This is a genomic window from Mucilaginibacter sp. KACC 22773 (assembly GCF_028736215.1).
GTDB lineage: Bacteria > Bacteroidota > Bacteroidia > Sphingobacteriales > Sphingobacteriaceae > Mucilaginibacter.
In genome coordinates, this window is sequence record NZ_CP117883.1 from 6,915,915 (window position 1) to 6,936,973 (window position 21,059).

The following is a 21,059-nucleotide window of genomic DNA, read 5'->3' on the forward strand; positions in this document are numbered from 1 at the left end:
TAAAGTCAATTAAAACCCAAGATTTAAACCTACCTGGTATGATTTGCTGTTAGGTGTAGAATCATGATCTACCCCTCTATCAAACGGAGAATTAGATGTGCCGGAGCTGATTTCCGGATCAAACCCGGTATACTTGGTAAAGGTTAGCAAGTTGCGGCCTGTAAATGTTAAAACTGCCCTTTTGAATACCTTTTTACTTATAAGGCGAGAGAAATCATATCCCAGATAGACGTTTCTCAATCGTAAAAAAGAGGCCCCTTCGTAAAAATAATCCTTAGTGCCGTTTCTTGCACCATTTACCCCCCCAATAATATCTGCATAAGCGCTTCTGTAGTAAGCAGTGTATGCGGCGGATGTGCCAGCTATATTAACAGCTTTGTCATAATCGCCGCTTATGCCATCCCGGTATTGCCATTCCCTGGTTTGGTTATAAAGGTGGCTGCCGTAAACCCAGTCAAACTGGAAACCAAATGAAAGTGATTTATAGGTAAAGTTGTTTATAAACGCCGCGTTGAACTTAGGGTTTGGATCGCCGAAGGAAGAAGCCTCGCTTGCAAATTGAATCCCCTTTGTAGCTATATTAACAACCCGACCATCAACAATTGTATATTTACTGTAATCGGCAGGGAGTATGTATGGCACGCCCGCGCTGTTTGTCTCGCTCAGGCTTGTTAGTGCTTTATTGCCAAAGATCTGACCAATCTTTTGACCGGCAGTCAAAGTTAAAAAGGTGCTACCCGCTGCTGTATTCAGGATGATTGGTGCGCCACTGGTGCTGGTTATCATTGTTGTTGCCTTACTAAAATTGGTTGTGAAATTCCAGTTAAAATCCCTGGTTTTCAGTATGCCAATATTTAATGAAGCCTGAATACCGTGAGAAGAAAGGCCTATTGCATTGGTTTTTATTTGATTGCCGCCCGTTGATGGAGCTGTATTGATATTGTAAATAACGTTATCTGACTTACGGTTCCAATAGGTACCACTAACATTGATTTCGCTAAACCAATTGCCCGATGCTCCTTTTATAGCTATATCGGTACCAATTTCATATTCTTTTGAAACCTCTACTTTTAAGTTCGGGTTAGCAAGTGAAGTTGGCAAGTTAAATGTAAGGGCCGAACCAAGGTTTCCGGGGTTGATAGTAGGATATCTGTCAAAAGGCATTGGTTGAGTACCAGCCTCGCCGTAACCGCCCCTTAACTTAAATTCAGGGATTACGTTGCCCAAAGTTGAGTTTTTCCAGAAATCAAACGACGACGGCCTGATATAACCGTTTGCATTCGGGAAAGTAAACGGCTTTGAACCGCCACCAAACGCCGATGAATAATCGCTTCTGAACCCGCCGGCTACGCCGCCATAATCGCCGAAGTCAATTTTCTGGTTTACATAAAAACCGTAGGTAATAAATGGAGTGGTGTAATCATAAGCCACTGCCTGTGTTGCTGTTTGGTTAAAATTATAAATAGCGTATTCCGGCAACTCCAATCCATAGGTATTGTATTGTTTATCAACATTTTTTCTATAATCGTAACCTACCAACGTGCTTGTTGTAATGGGCAAATTGATATGAAAATCTTTTTCAAAGTCGGTTTTAATAATTGCCGAAGCATTAAAGTTTTGGAACGTAGTGCTGCTGGTATTTTTGTCTAACTCGCCTTTAGGGTTAGCGGCATAGGCGCCATAGTACGAGCCAAGATCGATAGCGGTAAGCGTACCCGACTGATTTTTGTAAATAGTATTTTGTTCGGTATGTTGATAATTGATCCCGTATTTGGCGTTTAATGTTATGAACTTATTGATTTTGTAGTCGGCCTGTATATTTTGCAATATATCTTCCCGGTTTGACACCCGGTTTGCCCATTGGGTATAATAATTAGGGTTAGAGCCATTTACGCTGACTGTACCCGAGTTTAACGATAATGGATAACTGCCATCTGCATTTTTTTGATTAAAATCGTAATACGGCGACGCATTTAAAACATCAAATATCCCGCCGGCATTACCAATACCGTAATTTGGATTAAGTGTGTTTTTGGTATAAATAAGTTGCGTTATCGACCGGATTGTAAATCCTTTGAATAATTCAGCGCCAATATTCGCGGTTAAGTTTGTCCTGTCGTTATAACCGTTGTTCCTGATATTACTTTGCTGATGGTTATTAGATATGGTTAAATTATAATCAGAATTATCATTGGCACCCGAAATTGCTGCGCTATTATTAGTTGTATACGCTGTTTTAAATAATTGTGCCAGGTGGTCATAATATTTTAAGTTGGTACCGTATTGCTGATGCGCAATATTTAACGGGTTTGACATCGCCGTAGGATGGCCGTTTGACGGATCGGCACCGTATGCCCATTGGATACCCAGGTATCTTCCATCCTGATTCCTTACTACCGGGTTGCCTGATGCATCAATAAATACACCACTGGCATCAACTTTAAAGCTGCTCAGTTTTGCCTGGTGTACATCCCCTATATTCAAATAGTCACCCGCACTTACGCTTGATGTGATATCTATCCGGGCCTTACCTAATTTACCTTTTTTAGTGAAAACCTGTATAACCCCATTGGCACCCTGTGCACCATATATAGTTGAAGCGGCAGCACCTTGTACAATCTCAATGTGGTCAACTGTAGCAGGATCAAGCTGACTAATATCGGTTGACCGCGATTCGATACCATCCACCAAAATCATGGGCGATGTACTACCCTGAACGGTGTTTATACCTCTTAGTACAATGTTGGTTTTTGCCCCGGGGGTACCGTCGACAGATGAAATTTGGGCACCGGCAACTTGACCTATCAGACCCTGGTCAATAGAAGCTTGCGGAGAAGATGAAAGGCTTTTGCCTGCAACAGCTTCAACGGAGATGCCTAATTTAGCCTTACTGGTAGCCACACCCGATCCTGTTACAACAACCTCGCTCAGTTGCTTAAAATCGTTAGCTAAAGCTACATTTACAACCCCGGTGCTACCAATTGGCATTTCGGTTTTCGCAAACCCAATAAAGGTAAAAACCAGTGTGGTACCCGACGAAGGCACGTTGATTGAAAATTTACCGGAAGCGGACGTTTGGGTTCCGATGTGTGTACCTTTTACGGTAACACTTACACCGGGAACAGGTAAGCCATCATCCTTGCTTGTAACAGTACCGGTAATGGTTCGGTTTTGGGCGTACGCATATTGGCAAAATAATGCCAATAGTATCCCCATCAAGTTTTTGAGAAAACTTTTTTTCATACTTTAATCAGTTAAATAGTTAATAGTTGTTAAATAACAAGATAGCTTGTAACATTTGCATTACAAATGAGGAGTTGATTTTTAGCAATGAAGTAAAATAGCGGCTAAATCAGGGGCCTATATTATGTGATTTATATTTTTTTGGCGACTTAATTTGAATAAATGCAATAAACAGACACCAACAAAGTGTATAATTCACACAAAAAGCATCTTTTATTAAACTTTTGTTATTCAAAAGTTAATTCATCAAACAAATTTTGATAAAAACAACTTCGTGTTTCTATTTATTTCGTCAATTATGATAAATAACACAAGAAATTTTCAATAAGATTTGAATATTCTTAATTATTCAGTCATTTTATTTGTAATTATTAATAAAATAATAAATAAAAATAAATTTTACGCCTTTATTTATTGAATTTGTGTTTTTATTTAACACTTTATGTATACACTAAGATCGCACACCATTCCCCGGCCTAAAACATTCGTTTCGCCGCAAATATCAAAGTAAAAATAAAGGCCGGTAGATGGTTAATCTATCGGCCTTATTAATTCTGATCGAAAAAATTCTATTTACTCCAGTTCCTGCAGGTTTGCGGCGGCGGGTTCATCTAAAAACCACTCCGTTTCGCCAACTATTGAATCTATCAGCTGGGCAGGGTATTCTTCAATATCTTCGTCATCTTCCAATACATGGTGTACGGCAATTGCTTTGCCCTCGCCATAAACCAGGAACGCTATGTAACGCGCATCATTAATCAGCGGCGCATTCAGGGTGATACGCCAAACCTGCTGATCTTCCAGCCAAACTTCTTTGACACCCGGCGTGGTATCGTGCAATACCGGGGTATGCGGAAATAGCGATGCGGTATGCGAGTTATCGCCTAAGCCTAAAAGTACCAGGTCGAAGCTCAGCTCGTCTTCATCAAAAAATGTAGCTATCATGTCCCAATATCTTGCAGCGGCATCGGCGGGTTCAAATGTGGTATCAACCGCAAATATATTGGCCGGGCTTATCAGCAAAGGATCAAACAGGGCAGTTTTGGCCATCAGGTAGTTACTATCCTTATGGGTTTGGGGCACATTGCGCTCATCACCAAAAAAGAAATAAACCTTTGTCCAGTCTACCTGGTCGGCATAACTGGTTGAAGCAAGCAGCTCATACAATTTTTTAGGCGAGCTGCCTCCCGAAAGCGCTACGGTAAATTTACCCCTCGCGGAGATGGATGCATCGGCTATTTTAACAAAATAATCTGCCAGCGCCATCAGCACTTCATCAGCTGTATTAAAGATATTTAAATTCATATGCTATTTTTTCGGTGGTCTGAGATCAGAGGCGTGTGGTCTGTTGTCTGAGTTCTGAAAGCAAAAACAGAATATTTCATTTTCAGACCTCTCTCCACCGGCCTCCGACCTCAGATCCCAGACCAATTACTATTTCTTCCCATTCACCGGTAAAGTGAACCAATTAAAGCCATCGCGTGCAATTAATGCTTCGGCGGCTTCGGGTCCCCATGAGTCGGCAGAATAGTTAGGGAAGTTCAGGCTCTTTTTATGTTGCCAGGTGCTTAGTATCGGCATAACCAGTGCCCATGCCTCTTCTACCTGGTCGCCACGCATAAACAGGGTTTGATCGCCCATCATGGTATCCAGTATCAGGGTTTCATAAGCTTCGGGTGCCTGGTTGGTATAGGTGCCTTTATAATCAAACACCATATCAACCACATTCAACACCATATCAATTCCCGGGCGCTTGGCCTGTACCTGCAAACGGATACTCATCTCGGGCTGAATGCTGATGATGAGCCTGTTTTGCTGCCAGCTTTCGGCTGCTTCGGTAGGGAATATCAAATGCGGAACATCTTTAAACTGGATAGTGATAACCGATGATGACTGGTGCATTCTTTTACCTGTACGTAAATAGAATGGCACTCCCTGCCAGCGCCAGTTATCAATAAAGAATTTGATAGCTGCAAAAGTTTCTGTATTTGACTCAGGATTAACTTTTGGCTCCTCGCGGTAGCCGGCAACTTCTTTTCCTTTCATCCATCCGCTGCCGTACTGGCCCCTAACGGCCGAGCTACGTACATCTTCGGGTGTAAACTTACGCATGGCCTTTAATACATCAACCTTGCGGTCGCGTACCTCATCGGCGCTAAAGCTAACCGGCGGCTCCATGGCTATGTGGCAAAGCAATTGCAGCAGGTGGTTTTGAATCATGTCTCTCATGGCACCAGAACCATCGTAGTAATCGCCGCGCTCTTCAACGCCCAATTGCTCGGTAACCGAAATCTGTACGTGCTCAATATAATTCCGGTTCCACAGCGGCTCCATAATGGAGTTGGCAAAGCGGAACGCCATGATATTCTGAACGGTTTCTTTACCAAGGTAGTGGTCAATACGATAGATCTGGCACTCGTCAAAAATGCTCTTCAATAACGCATTCAGCTCTTTGGCTGTTTCCAAATCGTGGCCAAATGGTTTCTCGATAATGATACGCACCCGTTTTTTATCTTCGGCCAATTTGGCTTTTGATATGTTGGATGCAATGATTGGGAAAAAGTTTGGCGCTACTGCCAGGTAAAACAATACGTTAGCTTTGGTTTTCCATTCGGCATTGTGTTTTTCAATGCGTTTGCCAAATTCTTTATAGGTTTCAAAGTCGTTAGCATCTGATACCTGGTAGTAGATGTTTTTTACAAACTCGGCCCATTGTTTTTCGTCGGCTTTGCCGCTGCGCGAAAACTGGTTGATATCGTTATGCAGGTTTTCCCTGAACTGTTCGTCGGTTAATTTTGTACGACCGGTACCAATAATTGAAAATTGTTTGGGCATCCATCCATCTAAAAACAGGTTATAGAGTGCCGGGGCAATTTTACGGGAATTTAAATCGCCCGTTCCCCCAAAAATAATGAATATGGTAGGGTCTGATTTTGTGCTTGCGCTCATTGTGATCAGCTTTTAATAGTTTATGTTTAGTCTTCGGCTTTGGTCCATTGTGTATGGAAGGTTCCTTCTTTGCCTATCAACTCGTAGGTATGCGCCCCAAAATAATCGCGTTGTGCCTGGGTAAGGTTTGATGGCATCCTTTCGCTGCGGAAAGCATCAAAATAACTTAAAGAAGCAGTATACGCAGGAGTAGCAATACCTGCAGCAATTGTTTTTGACAGTAATTTCCTGATGCCTGGCAAAGCGCCTTCAACCAGCGATTGTACATTACTATCTAACAGCAAGTGCTCAAGTTTGGCATCCTTCTCGTAAGCTTCAAAAATATCGTTCAGGAATTTCGACCGGATAATACAGCCGCCCCTCCATATTTTGGCAATCTCGCCCAGGTGCAAATCATATTTGTACTCGGCTGATGCGTTTGATAATAAGTGCATGCCCTGGGCGTAGCTGATGATCATGGTGAAATAGAAAGCCTGCTCTAAATCGGCAATTATTTCGTCGGTGCTGCCATCTAAGCTGATAGGCTCTTTGGCATACAGGCCGGCGGCTTTTACGCGCAACGCTTTATATTTCGACATATCGCGCATGGATACCGCACTGTCAATAGTAGGAATAGGTGCCTGCAAATCCATGGCCACCTGCGACGTCCATTTACCTGTACCTTTGGCACGGGCCTCGTCTTTAATATCGTCTAATAATAAATGATCGGTTCCGGGAGCTTTAAACGCAAAGATATCTTTGGTGATATCCAACAGGAAAGACTGTAAGCGCCCTTCGTTCCACTGAGCAAATACCTTTTGCATGGCATCGTTGTCAAGCTTAAGGCCCTTTTTCATTACTTCGTAGGTTTCGGCAAGTAACTGCATCATTCCATACTCAATGCCGTTATGCACCATCTTAACAAAGTGACCAGAAGCGCCGGGACCAATGTAGGTTACGCATGGTGCGCCATCAACCTTAGCGGCAATGGCTTCAAATATAGGTTTCATTACCGCGTAGGCATCTTTATCGCCACCCGGCATCATGCTTGGGCCGCGGCGGGCACCTTCTTCGCCGCCAGATACACCCATGCCAAAAAAGTGCAGGCCAATAGCCTCCAGTTGCTCAACACGGCGGTTTGTATCGGTAAAGTGCGAGTTACCGCCATCAATTAAAATATCGCCTTTCTCCAATAGCGGAGTAAGTTCCTCAATTACGGCGTCTACAATTTTACCGGCTGGTACCAGCATCATAATGGCACGTGGTGTGGTAAGGCTTTGAATAAATTCCTTTACATCGCCAAAGCCTTTAGCGGCCCTATCGCCGGCCTCATCATTTAATGATGATACCTTTGCGGCGTCCTTATCATGCCCGGCTACTGCAAAGCCATGATCGGCCATGTTAAGTAGTAAGCTGCGGCCCATAACGCCTAAGCCTATCATGCCAAAAGCATATTTATCTGTTGTTGCGCTCATGTTATTTGAGGTTTTCTTTTTTAAGGTCTTCTAATATTTTTTTGGTGGTCTCGAAACTTGTATGCTGAAACGAGCGGATGCCCAATTTTTGGGCTGTGGTAACAAACATCATCCTGTCGTCAAAGTACACACATTGTTGCGGCGATGCCTGGGCAATACCCATGGCCAGTTGCCAGATGCCCGGATCGGGCTTGCGCATTTTTACCTCGCACGATGATACAAACGCATCGAATGCATCATGCAGTTTAAACTTACGCACTCGGTAATCATTTAACTCTTTACCCTCGTTATTAAGGGATATAATACGGAAACCGCAATCTTTTTTCCACTCTTTAAGCCAGGCCAGCATACCCGGCAGCTCATAGGAGGTAGAATAAATAAAATCCTTAAAATCTTCCCTTACAAAATCGCGGGGATGGTTAAATATTACCGTATCCAGGTACTCATCTAAAGTGATGCTGCCAATTTCATATACATTGAAAATGAAATTGTGCAGGGCGTTTACTTCGGCATAATCAAGGTTAAACCTTTTGGCTGCTTCCTCGCGCGCCTCGTGCCCCCACCCGTTCGACAATAAAATACCTCCTACGTCGAAAAAAAGGATCTTTACGTTTGCGGTTTCCATAAAGCCGTTTAGGCTACTTTACTTTTTTGATCTTCGATAGCCTTCAACAGTTTCTCGAATGGTTTATTGAATTTTTCGATGCCTTCGTCTTCCAATTGCTGGGTGATGGCGTCAAGATCGATACCTAAATCTTTCAATTTGGTCAAAGTGGCGGTTGCCTCATCTAAACCAGCTTCAAGCGTGTTTGCAGCAATACCATGATCACGGAAAGCTTCAACAGTTTCTAATGGAACGGTATCCACAGTATCCGGGCCAATTAAAGCCTCAACGTATTTGGTATCTTTAAAAGCAGGGTTTTTGCTGCCTGTGCTTGCCCAAAGTAAACGCTGTGGCTGTGCGCCTTGTGCGGCCAGTTTTTGCCATCTTTCGGTGCTGAACACCCTTTTGTAAATTTCGTATGCTTTTTTAGCCGATGCGATAGCAACTTCACCTTGCAGGTCTTTAGCGCCTTTTGCTTCCAACAGCGGATCAACAATAACATCAATGCGGCTTAAAAAGAAGCTGGCAACTGACGATATATGTGCAATTTTATGGCCTGCAGCTAAGTGCTCCTCTAAACCGGCAATATAAGCTTCGGTTACTTCTTCATAGCGCTGCAAACCAAAAAGCAGGGTAACGTTAATGTTGATGCCTTTTGCAATGGATTGCTGGATAGCAGCCAAACCCGGTTTAGTGCCAGGGATTTTGATCATTACGTTTTCACGGTCAACTTTTCTCCAAAGTTCTTCGGCTTGTTTGGCGGTGCCTTCGGTATCTAAAGCCAAAAACGGAGAAACTTCCAGGCTAACATATCCGTCAACTTTGTTTGATTCATCATACACCCCTTTAAACAGGGCGGTAGCTTGCTGAATATCGCTTATGGCCAAACCAAAAAATAGTTCTTCGTTATCATCGGTAGTTGCCGAAAGCTCCCTGATATCATTGTCATAATCAGAACTGCCGGTTATCGCTTTTTCAAAAATAGCCGGGTTTGAAGTTACGCCTCTTACGCCATCTTCGTCAATTAGTTTTTGCAGTTTTCCGGATGCGATGATTTCGCGATCGATGAAATCAAGCCAGATACTCTGTCCGAAATCATGTATCTGTTTTACATTGTTGGTTGCCATATTGGTCGGTTTTTAATATTATATTTTTTATTGGATTGAATTTCAGATTTGCGAATGCCTATGAACTTAATAGATATTTCCTGCAAATGTATTCGTTTGATCCGTTTTGTAAAGTTCTTTGTTAATATTCTATTTATTGTAAGCTAAATATCATCATTCGGTTACACCAGCGTAACAATGTTAATTATTCGATGCTACCAAAATTTCCAGGTTGTACCCCATAAATAATCCGCTCTCGATAACGCCGGTAATCCCTTTTATATCCTTTTCGAGGCTTAACGGTACTTCATCAAAGCGGCAATCCAAAACCATGTTATTGTTTTCGGATATAATTGGACCATCCTTGCCTTTGGCCGGCCTGATCACTATGCTGTTGGCTCCCAGTTTTTCCAGTTCCGCTTCCACATGCAGCAAAGCCTGCGGAAATACCTCTATAGGGATAGGGAAGTTGGTACCAATCTTATCCACTATTTTGGAGTCATCTACAATAATATAGTTAACGGCGCTGGATGCTATCAGCAGTTTCTCCTTAAACATCGCTCCTCCACGTCCTTTAATCAGGCTGTTGTTTGGGTCAACCTCGTCGGCACCATCAAACAGCCAGTCGGGCTTGTGTTCAAACAAAGTAGTAAGCGGGATACCCAATTTGGTACAAAACATCGAGATCTCCAGCGATGTAGGGATAGCTAAAACGTTTAACTTCTCGGCCTTGATCCTATCCGCAATAGCCAACAAAGCCATGTACACCGTAGAACCCGAACCAACGCCCAGTACATCGCCATCCTTTACCTTAGCGGCAATTTGTTGCGCTACCTTTTGCTTGCCCGCGGCATTAATGATCTCTGACGACCACGCAAGGTTTTTAATTAAACTACTATCCCAATTCATTTTTGAGTATCAAGTATTTAGTATCAAGTATCAAGACCGCTTCAGGTAGAAACGACAGTTAGTATCAAGCGGCAAAAAAAATCTTGATACTTGATACTAACTACTTGCTACTATAACAAAGCTTTCGCTCTCTTAATCACGTTATCAACTGTAAAACCAAAATGCTTGTACAGGTCATCGGCCGGGGCCGATTCGCCAAAGGTGGTCATGCCCAGCATATCGCCTTCGTCGGTGGTATATTTGTGCCAGCCCATTGGCGATGCCATTTCAACAGCCAAACGTTTGCGGTATGCTTTAGGAAATACCAACTCTTTGTAGGCTGCATCCTGTTTTTCAAATAATTCCCATGATGGCATACTTACCACGCGGGTTGATATACCTTCTGCTTCCAGTTTTACCTGCGCATCCATAATCAAGGCAACTTCCGATCCTGTTGCAATTAATATCAGGTCGGGATTTTTGCTGGCTTCAGATAGGATGTAAGCACCTTTTTCCAGGTTTTCTGCCTTACCGTATTTATCCTGATCGAGGATAGGTAAGCCCTGGCGGGTAAATACCAATATAGTAGGGCCATCTTTTTTCTGGATAGCCACACGCCACGCATGCGCACTTTCGTTGGCATCGGCCGGGCGGATGGTGGTTACGTTGGGAATAGAGCGCAGGGAGGCCAATTGCTCAACCGGCTGGTGGGTTGTGCCATCCTCGCCTAAACCTATACTATCGTGGGTGTAAACAAATATCGGGCTCACTTTCATAATGGCAGCCAAACGGATTGGCGGGCGCATATATTCAGAGAACATCAAAAAGGTTGCGCCAAAAGGCAGTACACCTTTGGTTAAAGCCATACCATTTAATGCCGAGCCCATGGCATGCTCGCGGATACCAAAGTGGAAGTTTCGGCCGCTCCTGTTTTCGGATGTGAACGAGTCAAAACCCTTCAGGTTGGTTTCTGTTGATGGGGCCAAATCTGCCGCGCCGCCAATTAGGTTAGGCAAGCTTGCCGCAATGGCGTTTAATACTTTACCAGATGCCTGGCGGGTAGCCATTTTAGGATCAGATCCTTTAAATACCGGCAATTTATCAAGCCAGCCTTCGGGCAGGTCGCCTTTAAACGCGGTTTCATATTCGGCGGCTAATTCAGGATATTCTTTTTTATAATCAGCAAATAGCTTGTTCCATTTTTCTTCGGATGCACCACCGCGCGCTCCTTTATCATGGTAATATTTTAACACATCATCAGGCACGTTGAATGATTTATCCGGATCGAAGCCAAAAAACTCTTTAACCAGTTTAATTTCATCGGCACCAAGCGGCGCACCGTGCGAACCTGCAGTACCCGATTTATTAGGGCTGCCATAAGCGATTAATGAACGCACACGGATCAAGGATGGTTTTTGCGCTTCGGCCTTGGCATTAACTAAAGCAAGCTCTAAAGCGTGGGTATCGTTAACGTCCGGCAAATCCTGTACATGCCAGCCGTATGAACGGAAACGCGCGCTCACATCTTCGTTAAAAGTAATATCAGTAGCACCCTCTATCGAAATGTGGTTATCATCATATAAATAAATAATGTTGCCTAACTCCAGGTGGCCGGCTAATGAAGCGGCCTCAGAGGTTACGCCTTCCATCATATCGCCATCACTCACAATAGCGTAAACGTGGTAGTTAAAAAGATCATAACCGGGTTTATTGTAGCGTGCTGCCAGGTGTTTTTGCGCAATGGCAAAGCCAACACCATTTGCAAAGCCCTGTCCCAGCGGACCGGTAGTAACATCAATACCAGGGGCCAAACCATACTCCGGGTGACCGGCAGTTTTGCTGTTTAGCTGGCGAAAGTTTTTGATATCATCTAAACTTAAATCATATCCGGTTAAGTACAAAAAGCTGTACTGCAACATACAAGCATGACCGCATGAAAGTATAAACCTGTCGCGGTTTGCCCAATCCGGGTTTTTAGGGTTGTAGTTTAAAAATTGCGACCATAAAACGTGGCCCATAGGTGCAAGTGCCATGGCTGTGCCGGGGTGGCCCGAATTTGCTTTTTGCACTGCATCTGCCGATAAGATCCGTACGGTATCTATTGCTAATTTTTCTATGTCCTGTGTGTTTTCCATTATCTTTTTGGGTATTGTATGTTATGTCGTTGGGGTTGCTATAGCGCGTTTGGTTTTACTGTCGTCGTCATTTAACCATAACCGCGCACCGCCTTTAATGCCATCGGCATTGGTTACAATTTTCATGTTTTTATCCAGTTTAAACGTTAACTCGTCAGAGTTGCCGCCTCCTATATATAAAGTATCGTAATTGAATACGGTTTTTAAAATCTCAAAAACCTTTTGTATGCGCTTGTTCCATTTCTCTTTACCCTCTTTCTCAAAGGCCCTTTCGCCAATATACTGATCGTAGGTTTTACCTTCTTTTATAGGCAGGTGCGCCAGTTCAAAATGGGGTAGCAAATGGCCATCCATAAGTAATGCGGTACCAAAACCGGTGCCAAGGGTAATTACCATTTCCAGCCCCTTGCCTTTTACTACGCCCAAACCCTGCATGTCGGCATCATTTACTACCTGTGTAGGTTTGCCTAATACATCGGTTAGTTTTTTGGCAAGGTCAAAATCGGCCCATAGCTTAGTACTTAGGTTAGGGGCTGTTTTAATTACGCCGTTTTTTACATAACCAGGAAAGCCCACCGAAATCCTGTCGTAACCGGGAAATTTCTTTACCAGTGTCTGGATAGCTTTAATTACATTTTCGGGGCTGGCCGGCGCGGGCGTAGCAACTTTGTCGTACTCCATTTTTAGCTCGCCCTTAATGTTTAAAATTGTGGCTTTAATATGTGAGCCACCAATATCGATTGAAAGAATTTTTAACTGGGATGGAGTGTTTTTCATCGGTGTTGTTTGTTTTTAAGTTTTGATGATGCCATCATTGGCTGTAAAATTAATATCGCATTTAATGATGGCCCATCTTTATTGAATTTAGCTACCTGGTGTTAAGCCGGAAGTATTTAGCAGAATGCCCAACTCAAAGCTTGCTTGTTTCTTTACTTACAAATTTCGACTCAGGGCTAACCGTCGATTTAACAACTTAGCGCGTAAATATCACATTTTTAATAATAATTGATTGTTAAAAATGTGTAATTAACGCAAGTGTAACTAATACAATAACTAATAAACATTATAAAAGTAAAGTTAGTATTGCTTTTTACTTTTCAAACAGAAACCTAACGTTTTTTACTCCAAAGCAGTAAAAACGATGCAAAAGTGCTATATTTATTACTATTTTCCTAAGAAAATATGATATTAATCATGTTTTTTGATCTGTTTTATACAATTATCTTGTTTTTTCCTGAATTAACAAGGTATTTTTGCCCTTTCCAGATAAAAACGCCCGTTGTGTTTGGGGGCAATACGACCTCTATATCCCATTTTCCTTTTTTTAGCTCATATTTTACCACGATTTTGCCGTTAGGGTGAGGAATTTCTCCGCCTATTATTTTTAGATTGCCTAAGTGCGGTTCAATTTTTATTTTGCTAAAACCGGGCGCATAGCTATCAATGCCTAAAACGGTACGGTAAAATTCAATATTGGGGCTGGCGCCCCAGGCATGACAGTCGGAGCGGTTATGTTCCAGGTCAGATGTTTCCGCCCAGGTGGTAAGTCCCATTGCGATGTTCTTTCGCCATATATCAAGCCATTTTAAATAATCATTGCCATAGCCGCTTTTAATTAGCGCCTGGTGCAGGTAATATTTAAAGTAGATGGTGCATTGGGTAAGCGTAGTATCGGTCATTAGCTTTTTGCCAAGGGCAGATGCTTCATTGCCGGTTACCATACCTGTTAAAATTGCAAGTGAATTGGTATGCTGGGAAAACAATTGCTGATCTTCCACATCGGAGTATAATTGCCTGCTGGCTACCCAATATTTTTGTTGGATGGTGGCTTTTAATAAATTGGCCATATCATGATAATATTGCGAAATGATGGGTATGCCAAATTTGGCCTCCATTTGCGAGGCTTGCTGGTAAGCCCACATCAATTGCAGATCTAACAAAGCCGAGGAGCCGTTTACGCTTTTGGGGGCGGCGCCAAAGTCCCAGCCTTTATCGGCAACCCAATCGGCAAAGTTCCAGTAAGGGGTGTTTTTTAATGAGCCACCAGGCTGTTGATATTTCCTAAAAAATGCCAATATATCCTCTACGCCCTGTAATTTGCTTTGCACAAAAGCGCTATCGGGCCGGTACATCCAATAATCATGCAGCATACCGATGTACCATAAAGAAAATGTGGAGATAATTTGTGGCGAAAATGAAGGGTGGCGGCTTAAGGTAACCCCTTCGGCAATGCGCGAGTGGTCCATCAGGTTAATAGCGTTACGCACCAGCCGGTCATCGCCGCTGTTGTAGTACGATACCAGTGCCTGGATGCGGCTATCGCCCACATATTGCAGCTGCTCATAATACGGGCAGTCGTAATAAGTTTCACCTGCGCAAAGCCGGGCTGTGCGCCAGCCAATATCCAGCATTTTTTTCATTTCGGCTGTACCTTCAAGCTTCGCGTTCAGTTTAAAAGGATAGCCGGTAAAGGTGCCGTATATGTCGTCTACCTGTAAAGGTTGCCCGGCAGTTGTTATCTTTAATTCGATATACCTGAACGTGCGAAAACTAAGCGTATTAAACGACTGACCCGCGCTACCATCAGACACGATACTATCCCGGCGGCCCGAAAATATTTTACCCTCCACATCATCGCGGTTACCTTTTTCAAGCCCCCCGGGTCCGTGCAGTTTGGTAAATAATGTTTCGGCATAACTCAGACTGATACCTGCGTTTTTGCCCGCGCTAAAATTGAGCGATACAAAAGCATTGGTTAAAAAAGTTTGATCGAGCAAAAAGGTAACTGTGGTATTTGCAGGAATGGTTATAGCTGTTTTAGTTGCCGGGAAGCTTTTGGGCGCGGTAATCCCTTCGGCCTTGCGTAATACCGGGATGCGCTGGTAGGTTAGCTCAACCGGCGGGATAGACGAAGGTACCAGCATCCATCCAAAGGCGTTCACGGTGCCTTTGGGGTTGCCGTTATCTATTTTAACGGCATTTTTCCAGGCGCTTATGTCTGTGTTTTCGGCGTTCCAGTTGTTAATACCGGCGTTCATATCTACACGCTCGCCGGGGCCGGCTACATAATAAGTGCCATATCCAACACCAACAATGGGTTTATAAGCTTTATCGCGAATGCCTTTCCAGCTTTTATCGGTATTAACAATGGCTTCGGCCTCGCCATCGCCCTGCATAATAAATCCCGTCTGGATAGAGATCTGCGCTTCGGGGCGGTAGTCCCCATCGTTCCAAACCACGGCAGCAATAACATTATCGCCTGCTTTAAGATATGGCGCCAGGTCTACAGTTTCATAATTCCAGTAATACGTGTCGCCGCGGGCCGGGCCTAATGATACCAGTGTTTGGTTTATGTACAGTTTATAACGGTTATCGGCAGATACATGCACATTAAATGTGGCCGGTTTATCTTTGATGTTGATATTTTTGCGGAAATAGTATACCCCATAATCCCGCAACGATTCGCCGGGCACAGTGATCCAGGCCGCTTTCCATTGACTTTTTAACAGTGCCGGATTAATGGACTGCGCATGGCCGGCAATAACAGTGAAAATAAAAAACAGCGATAACGCGGCTTTATATACAATTTTCATGGAAGATGGGTTATAATGTGGTTAGCAAGTGCTTAAGTGCTAAATTACAATTAAAAATGATTACACATCTGTTGAGAATTATCATTTTGTTACCTCACCGGATACGGTGATTTTTAAATAAAAATAAAGTGCCAGTCTTTATTTTAGCCGCGATATTTGCATCTGTCGCGGACCAATCACACCTTAAACCGGCGAAAGGTTTCCAAAATTTTATAACCGGCATAGCCGTAAACGAAGCCATTGAAAATAAAATTGCGCCTGTGCAGGGCAAAAACATGGGCGCTTGCTTAACGGGCAGGCACGCAAGCCCGGAGGCTTGCGGCCGCGAAAAAGAACTTATAGGTGCAGGGGGCTGCCCTGAAGGTAAAAGCATTATATTAATTCCCTTTTAAACTGATGCGTATAACACTTAATGAATAAGGCGGCACTACGTAACCGCTCAGTTGTGCTACGCCGATTTCGGCGTGGGAGGGGATGATGTTTTTTTGCTGATCGATGGTGTTTTTATCAGAAGGCTGGCCTTGCAGTACATCAATCTTGGCGTTAGCAGCCAACATACCCAGGCCCGAAAGCTTTGCCATGGCAGTTGCAGCCTGTGGGCCGGCGTTCACTATTTTTAAAATAACATCGCCGGTTTCGCTGTTTTGCACGCATGATGCAGCCAGGGTCGAGTCGGCACGGGCGCCGGGCCGGTTAAGTGATATAATACCGGGAATGTATACATCGCCCTGGTTAACCGCAAATAATTGCTGGACATAGTAATTTACCGTAGGCACCAGGGTTTTGTTATCAAAGTAGATGAGGTTGGGATTCCATGAGGTATGCTTAAGATTGGCCAGCAGCGGCGCGTAAGACGCCATTTGCACAATATCGCCGTTACGCTCAAGGCTGGTCATAAAAGCGGCTTCCGAAAGCGCGTTAATGAGGGTGTTGCCCCATGATGCATATTCACCAATGTACACCTTTGATTTTGGACGGCGGTAGCTGTCATACCGGCTACTGTTTTTCAGGAACCATTCGGGCTTTTCGTAAAAATGTTCGTCAACAACAGGTACCGATAGCTGGTCGGCAAACTTCCAGCCAAGGTCATAATCTTCACCCGATGGCGCGGGGCCTACTGTGCCTACGATAGTAATTTCGGGATGTTTTGCGCGTACGGCATCATATATCATTTTAAAGCGGTCCCTGAAATCGTTGGTTTGTTTGTCCTCATTACCAATACCCACATATTGCAGGCCAAAAGGTTTTGGATGGCCTGCGGCAGCCCGTTTAGCGCCCCAAACCGATGTAGTGGGCCCATTGGCGTATTCTATCAGGTCCAACACATCCTGAATATAGCCTTTCATTGCGGCCAGGGAGAGTCCTTTTTGCCCGGTTCCGCCAATCTTCCAGGTTCCGCCCGAATTTTGGCAGCTTACCCCGGCCGCCAATACCGGCAGTGGTTTGGCGTCAATATCCTCGCAAAACCTAAAATATTCATAAAAGCCAAGGCCTGTACTTTGATGGTAATTCCAGATGTTGCGCTGTTGAACCCGTTGCTCGACAGGGCCGATGGTGTTTTTCCAGCGGTATATGTTATTAATGCCATCGCCGTGTACCAGGCAGCCACCCGGAAAACGGAGAAACTTGGGCTGAAGATTGGCTATGGCCTGGGCAAGATCGGCCCGCAGCCCGTTGGTTTCATTTTTAAAAGTATTATGCGGAAAAAGAGAAACTTCATCGATAGCTAAAACCGAACGCTGCCTGGCAAGTATCGTAAGCCTTGCCGAATCGGAGCTTGCTGTGGCAGTAATGGTTCCCGTGTATTTTTTCCACGCCCCAGCCTGGGTTTGGAATGAAAATGTACCGCATACTGCGCCATTGTCTCCGCGCAGCTCCACCTGCATGGCCACAGGTTTGGCCGAAATTTGCCTTACGTATACAGAGAAGTCATATTTTTGGCCAGCTTTGATACAGATACCATCATACCCGGCATTGGTAATGCCAACGCCTTGCTGGCCGGCGTCGTCGATATTTAGCAACACATAGTGCGGATTATTGAAGTGCAGGGGTTTTGCCGTTTCTACAGATATTGTGCCGTAACCAAATCCTTCGGTGGTGTACTCCCAGGCTGTTAGGGGGTTCCATGTTTTCCTGTCGCTCGCGCTGTACTCGAATGATCTGTTCTGTATCAGTTCGGCGTAAAGTCCGCCATCGGCCGCGTAACTCAGGTCTTCAAAAAAAACGCCAAAAAGATCTTTGCTGATTGGCTTACCAAGTTTCGCATTTGCAGCTAAGGTTTGGGCTTTTTTTACACTCAATACGGGGGCTCCCTGGCCATGGGCCAAATGGGCAACAAACAACAGTGCCAGGCATATTGCAGGCAAAATACGCTTAAAAAACATCAGGTTTAATTTTTGAGGTTGATAATTAATAATTGTTTTTTTAACAATTATTAACAAATATATATCTTTTTAGGATAAATAAAAATTTGATGCATTTATAACATATAAAACTACAATAACAGCAACGCTTCCCCGCTCTTTTATGATTGTTGTTTAAACAATTATAAAAATGTTATTTCATTTGCCGTGTTGAACAGCTAACTATCCCTGCCAGGTGCCGGGTTTAAAGTTATTTGGATAAACTCCGCACCATTTCAATATGCTCAATACCATCTTCGTCATACACCTCGCCTTCCGAAACAAAGCCGAGCGACTGGTAGAACGAAAGGGCGTAAGTTTGCGCGCCAATGCGGATAGCTGCCGGGCCAAACACATCATAGCAGCTTTGAATAGCAAGTTCCATAATTTTCCTGCCAAGACCGGTTCCCCTGAAAGCCGGCGAAGTAACAACCCGCCCTATAGAAACTTCAGGGTATGATATGCCAGCAGGAACCAGCCGGCTGTAAGCTGCCAGCTTGCCGTCGGCGTACAATAAAAGATGATAGCATTGCTGGTCTTTATTATCCTGGTCCAAAAACACGCAGTTTTGTTCTACCACAAACACTTCGCTGCGCAGGCGGAGTAGTTGGTATAGTTCATTAACATTAAGGTGGCTGAAAAGCCTTATTTGATAAGTTAAGTTCATGGGTCAGATATGGATAAGGCAAAGTTAATTGTTTGGTTGAACGGCCTAACTAACTTTATGAGAAAAATTCGTTTAACTATGAAAGAACATTGCTAACAATTCAATAGCTATGCCAATAGTTCTAAGCGATTTAAAATGGCAAAAACAGGGTTTTAACGATTTTGGTTTCCGTTTTCTGGAAAACAAAGCATTTTTGGGCCTTGTTTCCCGATAAGTTCAATTACTTTTCAACTTGTTGAGTATATCCCGGGGCTGGCTTTTGAGCTTATTTTGCACTAATAGCTGCAGATATTACCGCTTTTGAATGCTAACCTATTCAACCTTAAGCGGGGGGCCGAGCAACTGCATTTCGTGATCGGAAAAAATTTTTGCAAGCTCGGTGTCCGATGGTTCATGATCAAGCGATTGCATGGCCACAAAAAACTCTTCAAGCTTACCGGCTGGTTGCAAAGTTACCGTCATCCTTCCTTTGTCGCTTACCTGGGTCCAGGCATGCGGCACATTCTTTGGCAAAAAGATGCTTTCGCCAGTAGTTAAATGAAATTTATCCTCGCCTACCTTAAAAAAATACGATCCTTCCAATACATAAAATATTTCATCCTGTGTAGGGTGGATATGCAATGGCGTTCCTCTGCCCTGCGACAAGCTGGTTTGCTCAAAAATAGCCAATTCGCCATCGGTATCTTTCCCGGATATCTTCACATCCAAAATATTTGAGTTTACCCCTTTTAATTTAATATGCCCATGTATCCGGCCTTCGCCGGCCTGTATTTTAAAGCCCTTGTTAACGCGGATTAAGCTTTTCTTTGAGATAATGGCCGCAAACGGTGCAAACGGAACCGCGGCAAATGTCAAAACAGCGGCAATGAATTTATTCCTTTTCATAAGTAGATTTTAAATTTACAGGCTGATATAAAGTTAGTTATAAAAACAAACAGGAACATCATCAACCCCAATGATTAAATCTACAAGCGCTTCACTAAATTAAGCCAGGTTCGTAACCGCATACAATGCAGTAACAGAAATGATAACCCATAGGGCGACACCCTGAAGTAGCGGCCTGAAGCCAACAGAAGCAAGTACTTTTCCGGATAATCCGGCGCCGATAAGGAATAACGTGAGTGTTAAGCCGGCTTTGGCAATCGTAATTATATACGGACGAACCTGCTTTATAACCGGGATATAAGTATTAGCGACCATTGCCAGTACAAATAAGGCAATGAAATAAGGAATGCTAACTTTTTTTGACTTGTTTTTAAAAATAAAGGCCGACATAAAAGCAACCGGTATAATCCATAAAGCCCTTGTAAGTTTTACCGTGGTGGCCACTTCCACCGCATGGCTACCATATTTACCCGCAGCGCCAACCACCGAGCTGGTGTCATGTATCGCAATAGCGCACCATAAGCCAAATTGCGTTTGAGTAAGGTTAAAGTGATGCCCTATTGCCGGAAAAACAAACAGGGCTACCGAATTGAGGATAAATACACAACCAAGGGCAACGGATATTTGCTTCTCTTCGGCCTTAATCACGGGCGATATAGCTGCAATAGCGCTTCCGCCGCATATGGCGGTACCTGAAGATATAAGATAAGATGTTTTCTTTTCAATGTTTAACCATTTTCCTATAAAATGGCCAAATATAAATGTACATGTGATAGAAGCTATAGAGAATAATATGCCCTCGTTCCCAGCCTGTAAGGCGCTATGTACATTCATGCCAAAACCTAAACCCACTACAGAAATTTGTAAGAGCAGGTGTGTGGCCTTATGATTTATGTGTAAATAAGGGTGCCCGGTGAACTGGGCAACAGCCAGGCCCATAACCAACGCTAAGGCCGGGCTAATATAAGGTGTAATACAAAGGAGGATGCAGGTTATAAAAATGACTCTCCGGATATTTTCACTGGTGTTCAAAATGAACCCTGTTGGCGAGATTAATGACGGTTGTATGTTCATGTTTCTTCTTTTTGACATGGCAAAACTCCATAATCAAATGCCCGAATTTTCATCACATT

Annotated in this window: 15 protein-coding genes; 1 reads left to right on the forward strand and 14 read right to left on the reverse strand. The window is 43.7% G+C overall.

Annotated features, from left to right (window positions below; translation table 11 throughout):
- Positions 1-9: 9 nt before the first annotated feature.
- The 10 genes from PQ469_RS28645 to PQ469_RS28690 all read right to left on the reverse strand — a co-directional run bounded on the left by PQ469_RS28645 (position 10) and on the right by PQ469_RS28690 (position 15,972).
- Entirely contained in the window at positions 10-3,243 is a 3,234-nt protein-coding gene (locus PQ469_RS28645) for a SusC/RagA family TonB-linked outer membrane protein (protein ID WP_274210718.1), read from the reverse strand.
- 573 nt (positions 3,244-3,816) lie between these two features.
- Positions 3,817-4,548, reverse strand: a complete 732-nt coding sequence (pgl, locus tag PQ469_RS28650) for a 6-phosphogluconolactonase (protein ID WP_147055103.1) — start codon at positions 4,546-4,548, stop codon at positions 3,817-3,819.
- Between the two features lie 129 nt (positions 4,549-4,677).
- Complete coding sequence (gene zwf / locus PQ469_RS28655) at positions 4,678-6,192, reverse strand: glucose-6-phosphate dehydrogenase (protein WP_274210719.1); 1,515 nt, start codon at positions 6,190-6,192, stop codon at positions 4,678-4,680.
- Between the two features lie 26 nt (positions 6,193-6,218).
- On the reverse strand, positions 6,219-7,646 hold the full coding sequence (gene gndA, locus PQ469_RS28660; protein ID WP_274210720.1) for an NADP-dependent phosphogluconate dehydrogenase: 1,428 nt from the start codon (positions 7,644-7,646) through the stop codon (positions 6,219-6,221).
- A gap of 1 nt (position 7,647) precedes the next feature.
- Entirely contained in the window at positions 7,648-8,271 is a 624-nt protein-coding gene (locus PQ469_RS28665) for an HAD family hydrolase (protein WP_274210721.1), read from the reverse strand.
- A gap of 8 nt (positions 8,272-8,279) precedes the next feature.
- On the reverse strand, positions 8,280-9,377 hold the full coding sequence (gene tal, locus PQ469_RS28670) for a transaldolase (protein WP_274210722.1): 1,098 nt from the start codon (positions 9,375-9,377) through the stop codon (positions 8,280-8,282).
- A gap of 180 nt (positions 9,378-9,557) precedes the next feature.
- Positions 9,558-10,265, reverse strand: a complete 708-nt coding sequence (gene rpiA / locus PQ469_RS28675; protein ID WP_274210723.1) for a ribose 5-phosphate isomerase A — start codon at positions 10,263-10,265, stop codon at positions 9,558-9,560.
- A gap of 110 nt (positions 10,266-10,375) precedes the next feature.
- Positions 10,376-12,379, reverse strand: coding sequence for a transketolase (tkt, locus tag PQ469_RS28680; RefSeq protein ID WP_274210724.1), 2,004 nt, complete (start codon positions 12,377-12,379; stop codon positions 10,376-10,378).
- Positions 12,380-12,400: 21 nt separating this feature from the next.
- The gene (locus PQ469_RS28685; RefSeq protein ID WP_274210725.1) at positions 12,401-13,156 is read right to left on the reverse strand and encodes an ROK family protein; all 756 of its coding nucleotides are present in this window, start codon (positions 13,154-13,156) and stop codon (positions 12,401-12,403) included.
- A gap of 434 nt (positions 13,157-13,590) precedes the next feature.
- Positions 13,591-15,972, reverse strand: coding sequence for an alpha-L-rhamnosidase-related protein (locus tag PQ469_RS28690; RefSeq protein ID WP_274210726.1), 2,382 nt, complete (start codon positions 15,970-15,972; stop codon positions 13,591-13,593).
- Between the two features lie 128 nt (positions 15,973-16,100).
- Between PQ469_RS28690 and PQ469_RS28695 the strand changes: the two genes are divergently transcribed.
- Positions 16,101-16,364, forward strand: a complete 264-nt coding sequence (locus PQ469_RS28695; RefSeq protein ID WP_274210727.1) for a hypothetical protein — start codon at positions 16,101-16,103, stop codon at positions 16,362-16,364.
- Here the strand turns inward: PQ469_RS28695 and PQ469_RS28700 are convergent.
- The 4 genes from PQ469_RS28700 to PQ469_RS28715 form a co-directional block, all read right to left on the reverse strand.
- A complete protein-coding gene (locus PQ469_RS28700; RefSeq protein ID WP_274210728.1) occupies positions 16,350-18,356 on the reverse strand; it encodes an alpha-L-arabinofuranosidase C-terminal domain-containing protein in 2,007 nt (668 codons plus the stop codon). The two genes, PQ469_RS28695 and PQ469_RS28700, sit on opposite strands and share 15 nt — an antisense overlap.
- Before the next feature lie 229 nt (positions 18,357-18,585).
- Positions 18,586-19,041, reverse strand: a complete 456-nt coding sequence (locus PQ469_RS28705) for a GNAT family N-acetyltransferase (RefSeq protein WP_090651492.1) — start codon at positions 19,039-19,041, stop codon at positions 18,586-18,588.
- Between the two features lie 312 nt (positions 19,042-19,353).
- Positions 19,354-19,926 (reverse strand): cupin domain-containing protein, encoded by a 573-nt coding sequence (locus tag PQ469_RS28710; RefSeq protein WP_274210729.1) that lies wholly within the window; start codon positions 19,924-19,926, stop codon positions 19,354-19,356.
- Between the two features lie 99 nt (positions 19,927-20,025).
- Positions 20,026-21,018, reverse strand: a complete 993-nt coding sequence (locus PQ469_RS28715; RefSeq protein WP_274210730.1) for a YeiH family protein — start codon at positions 21,016-21,018, stop codon at positions 20,026-20,028.
- Positions 21,019-21,059 lie beyond the last annotated feature (41 nt).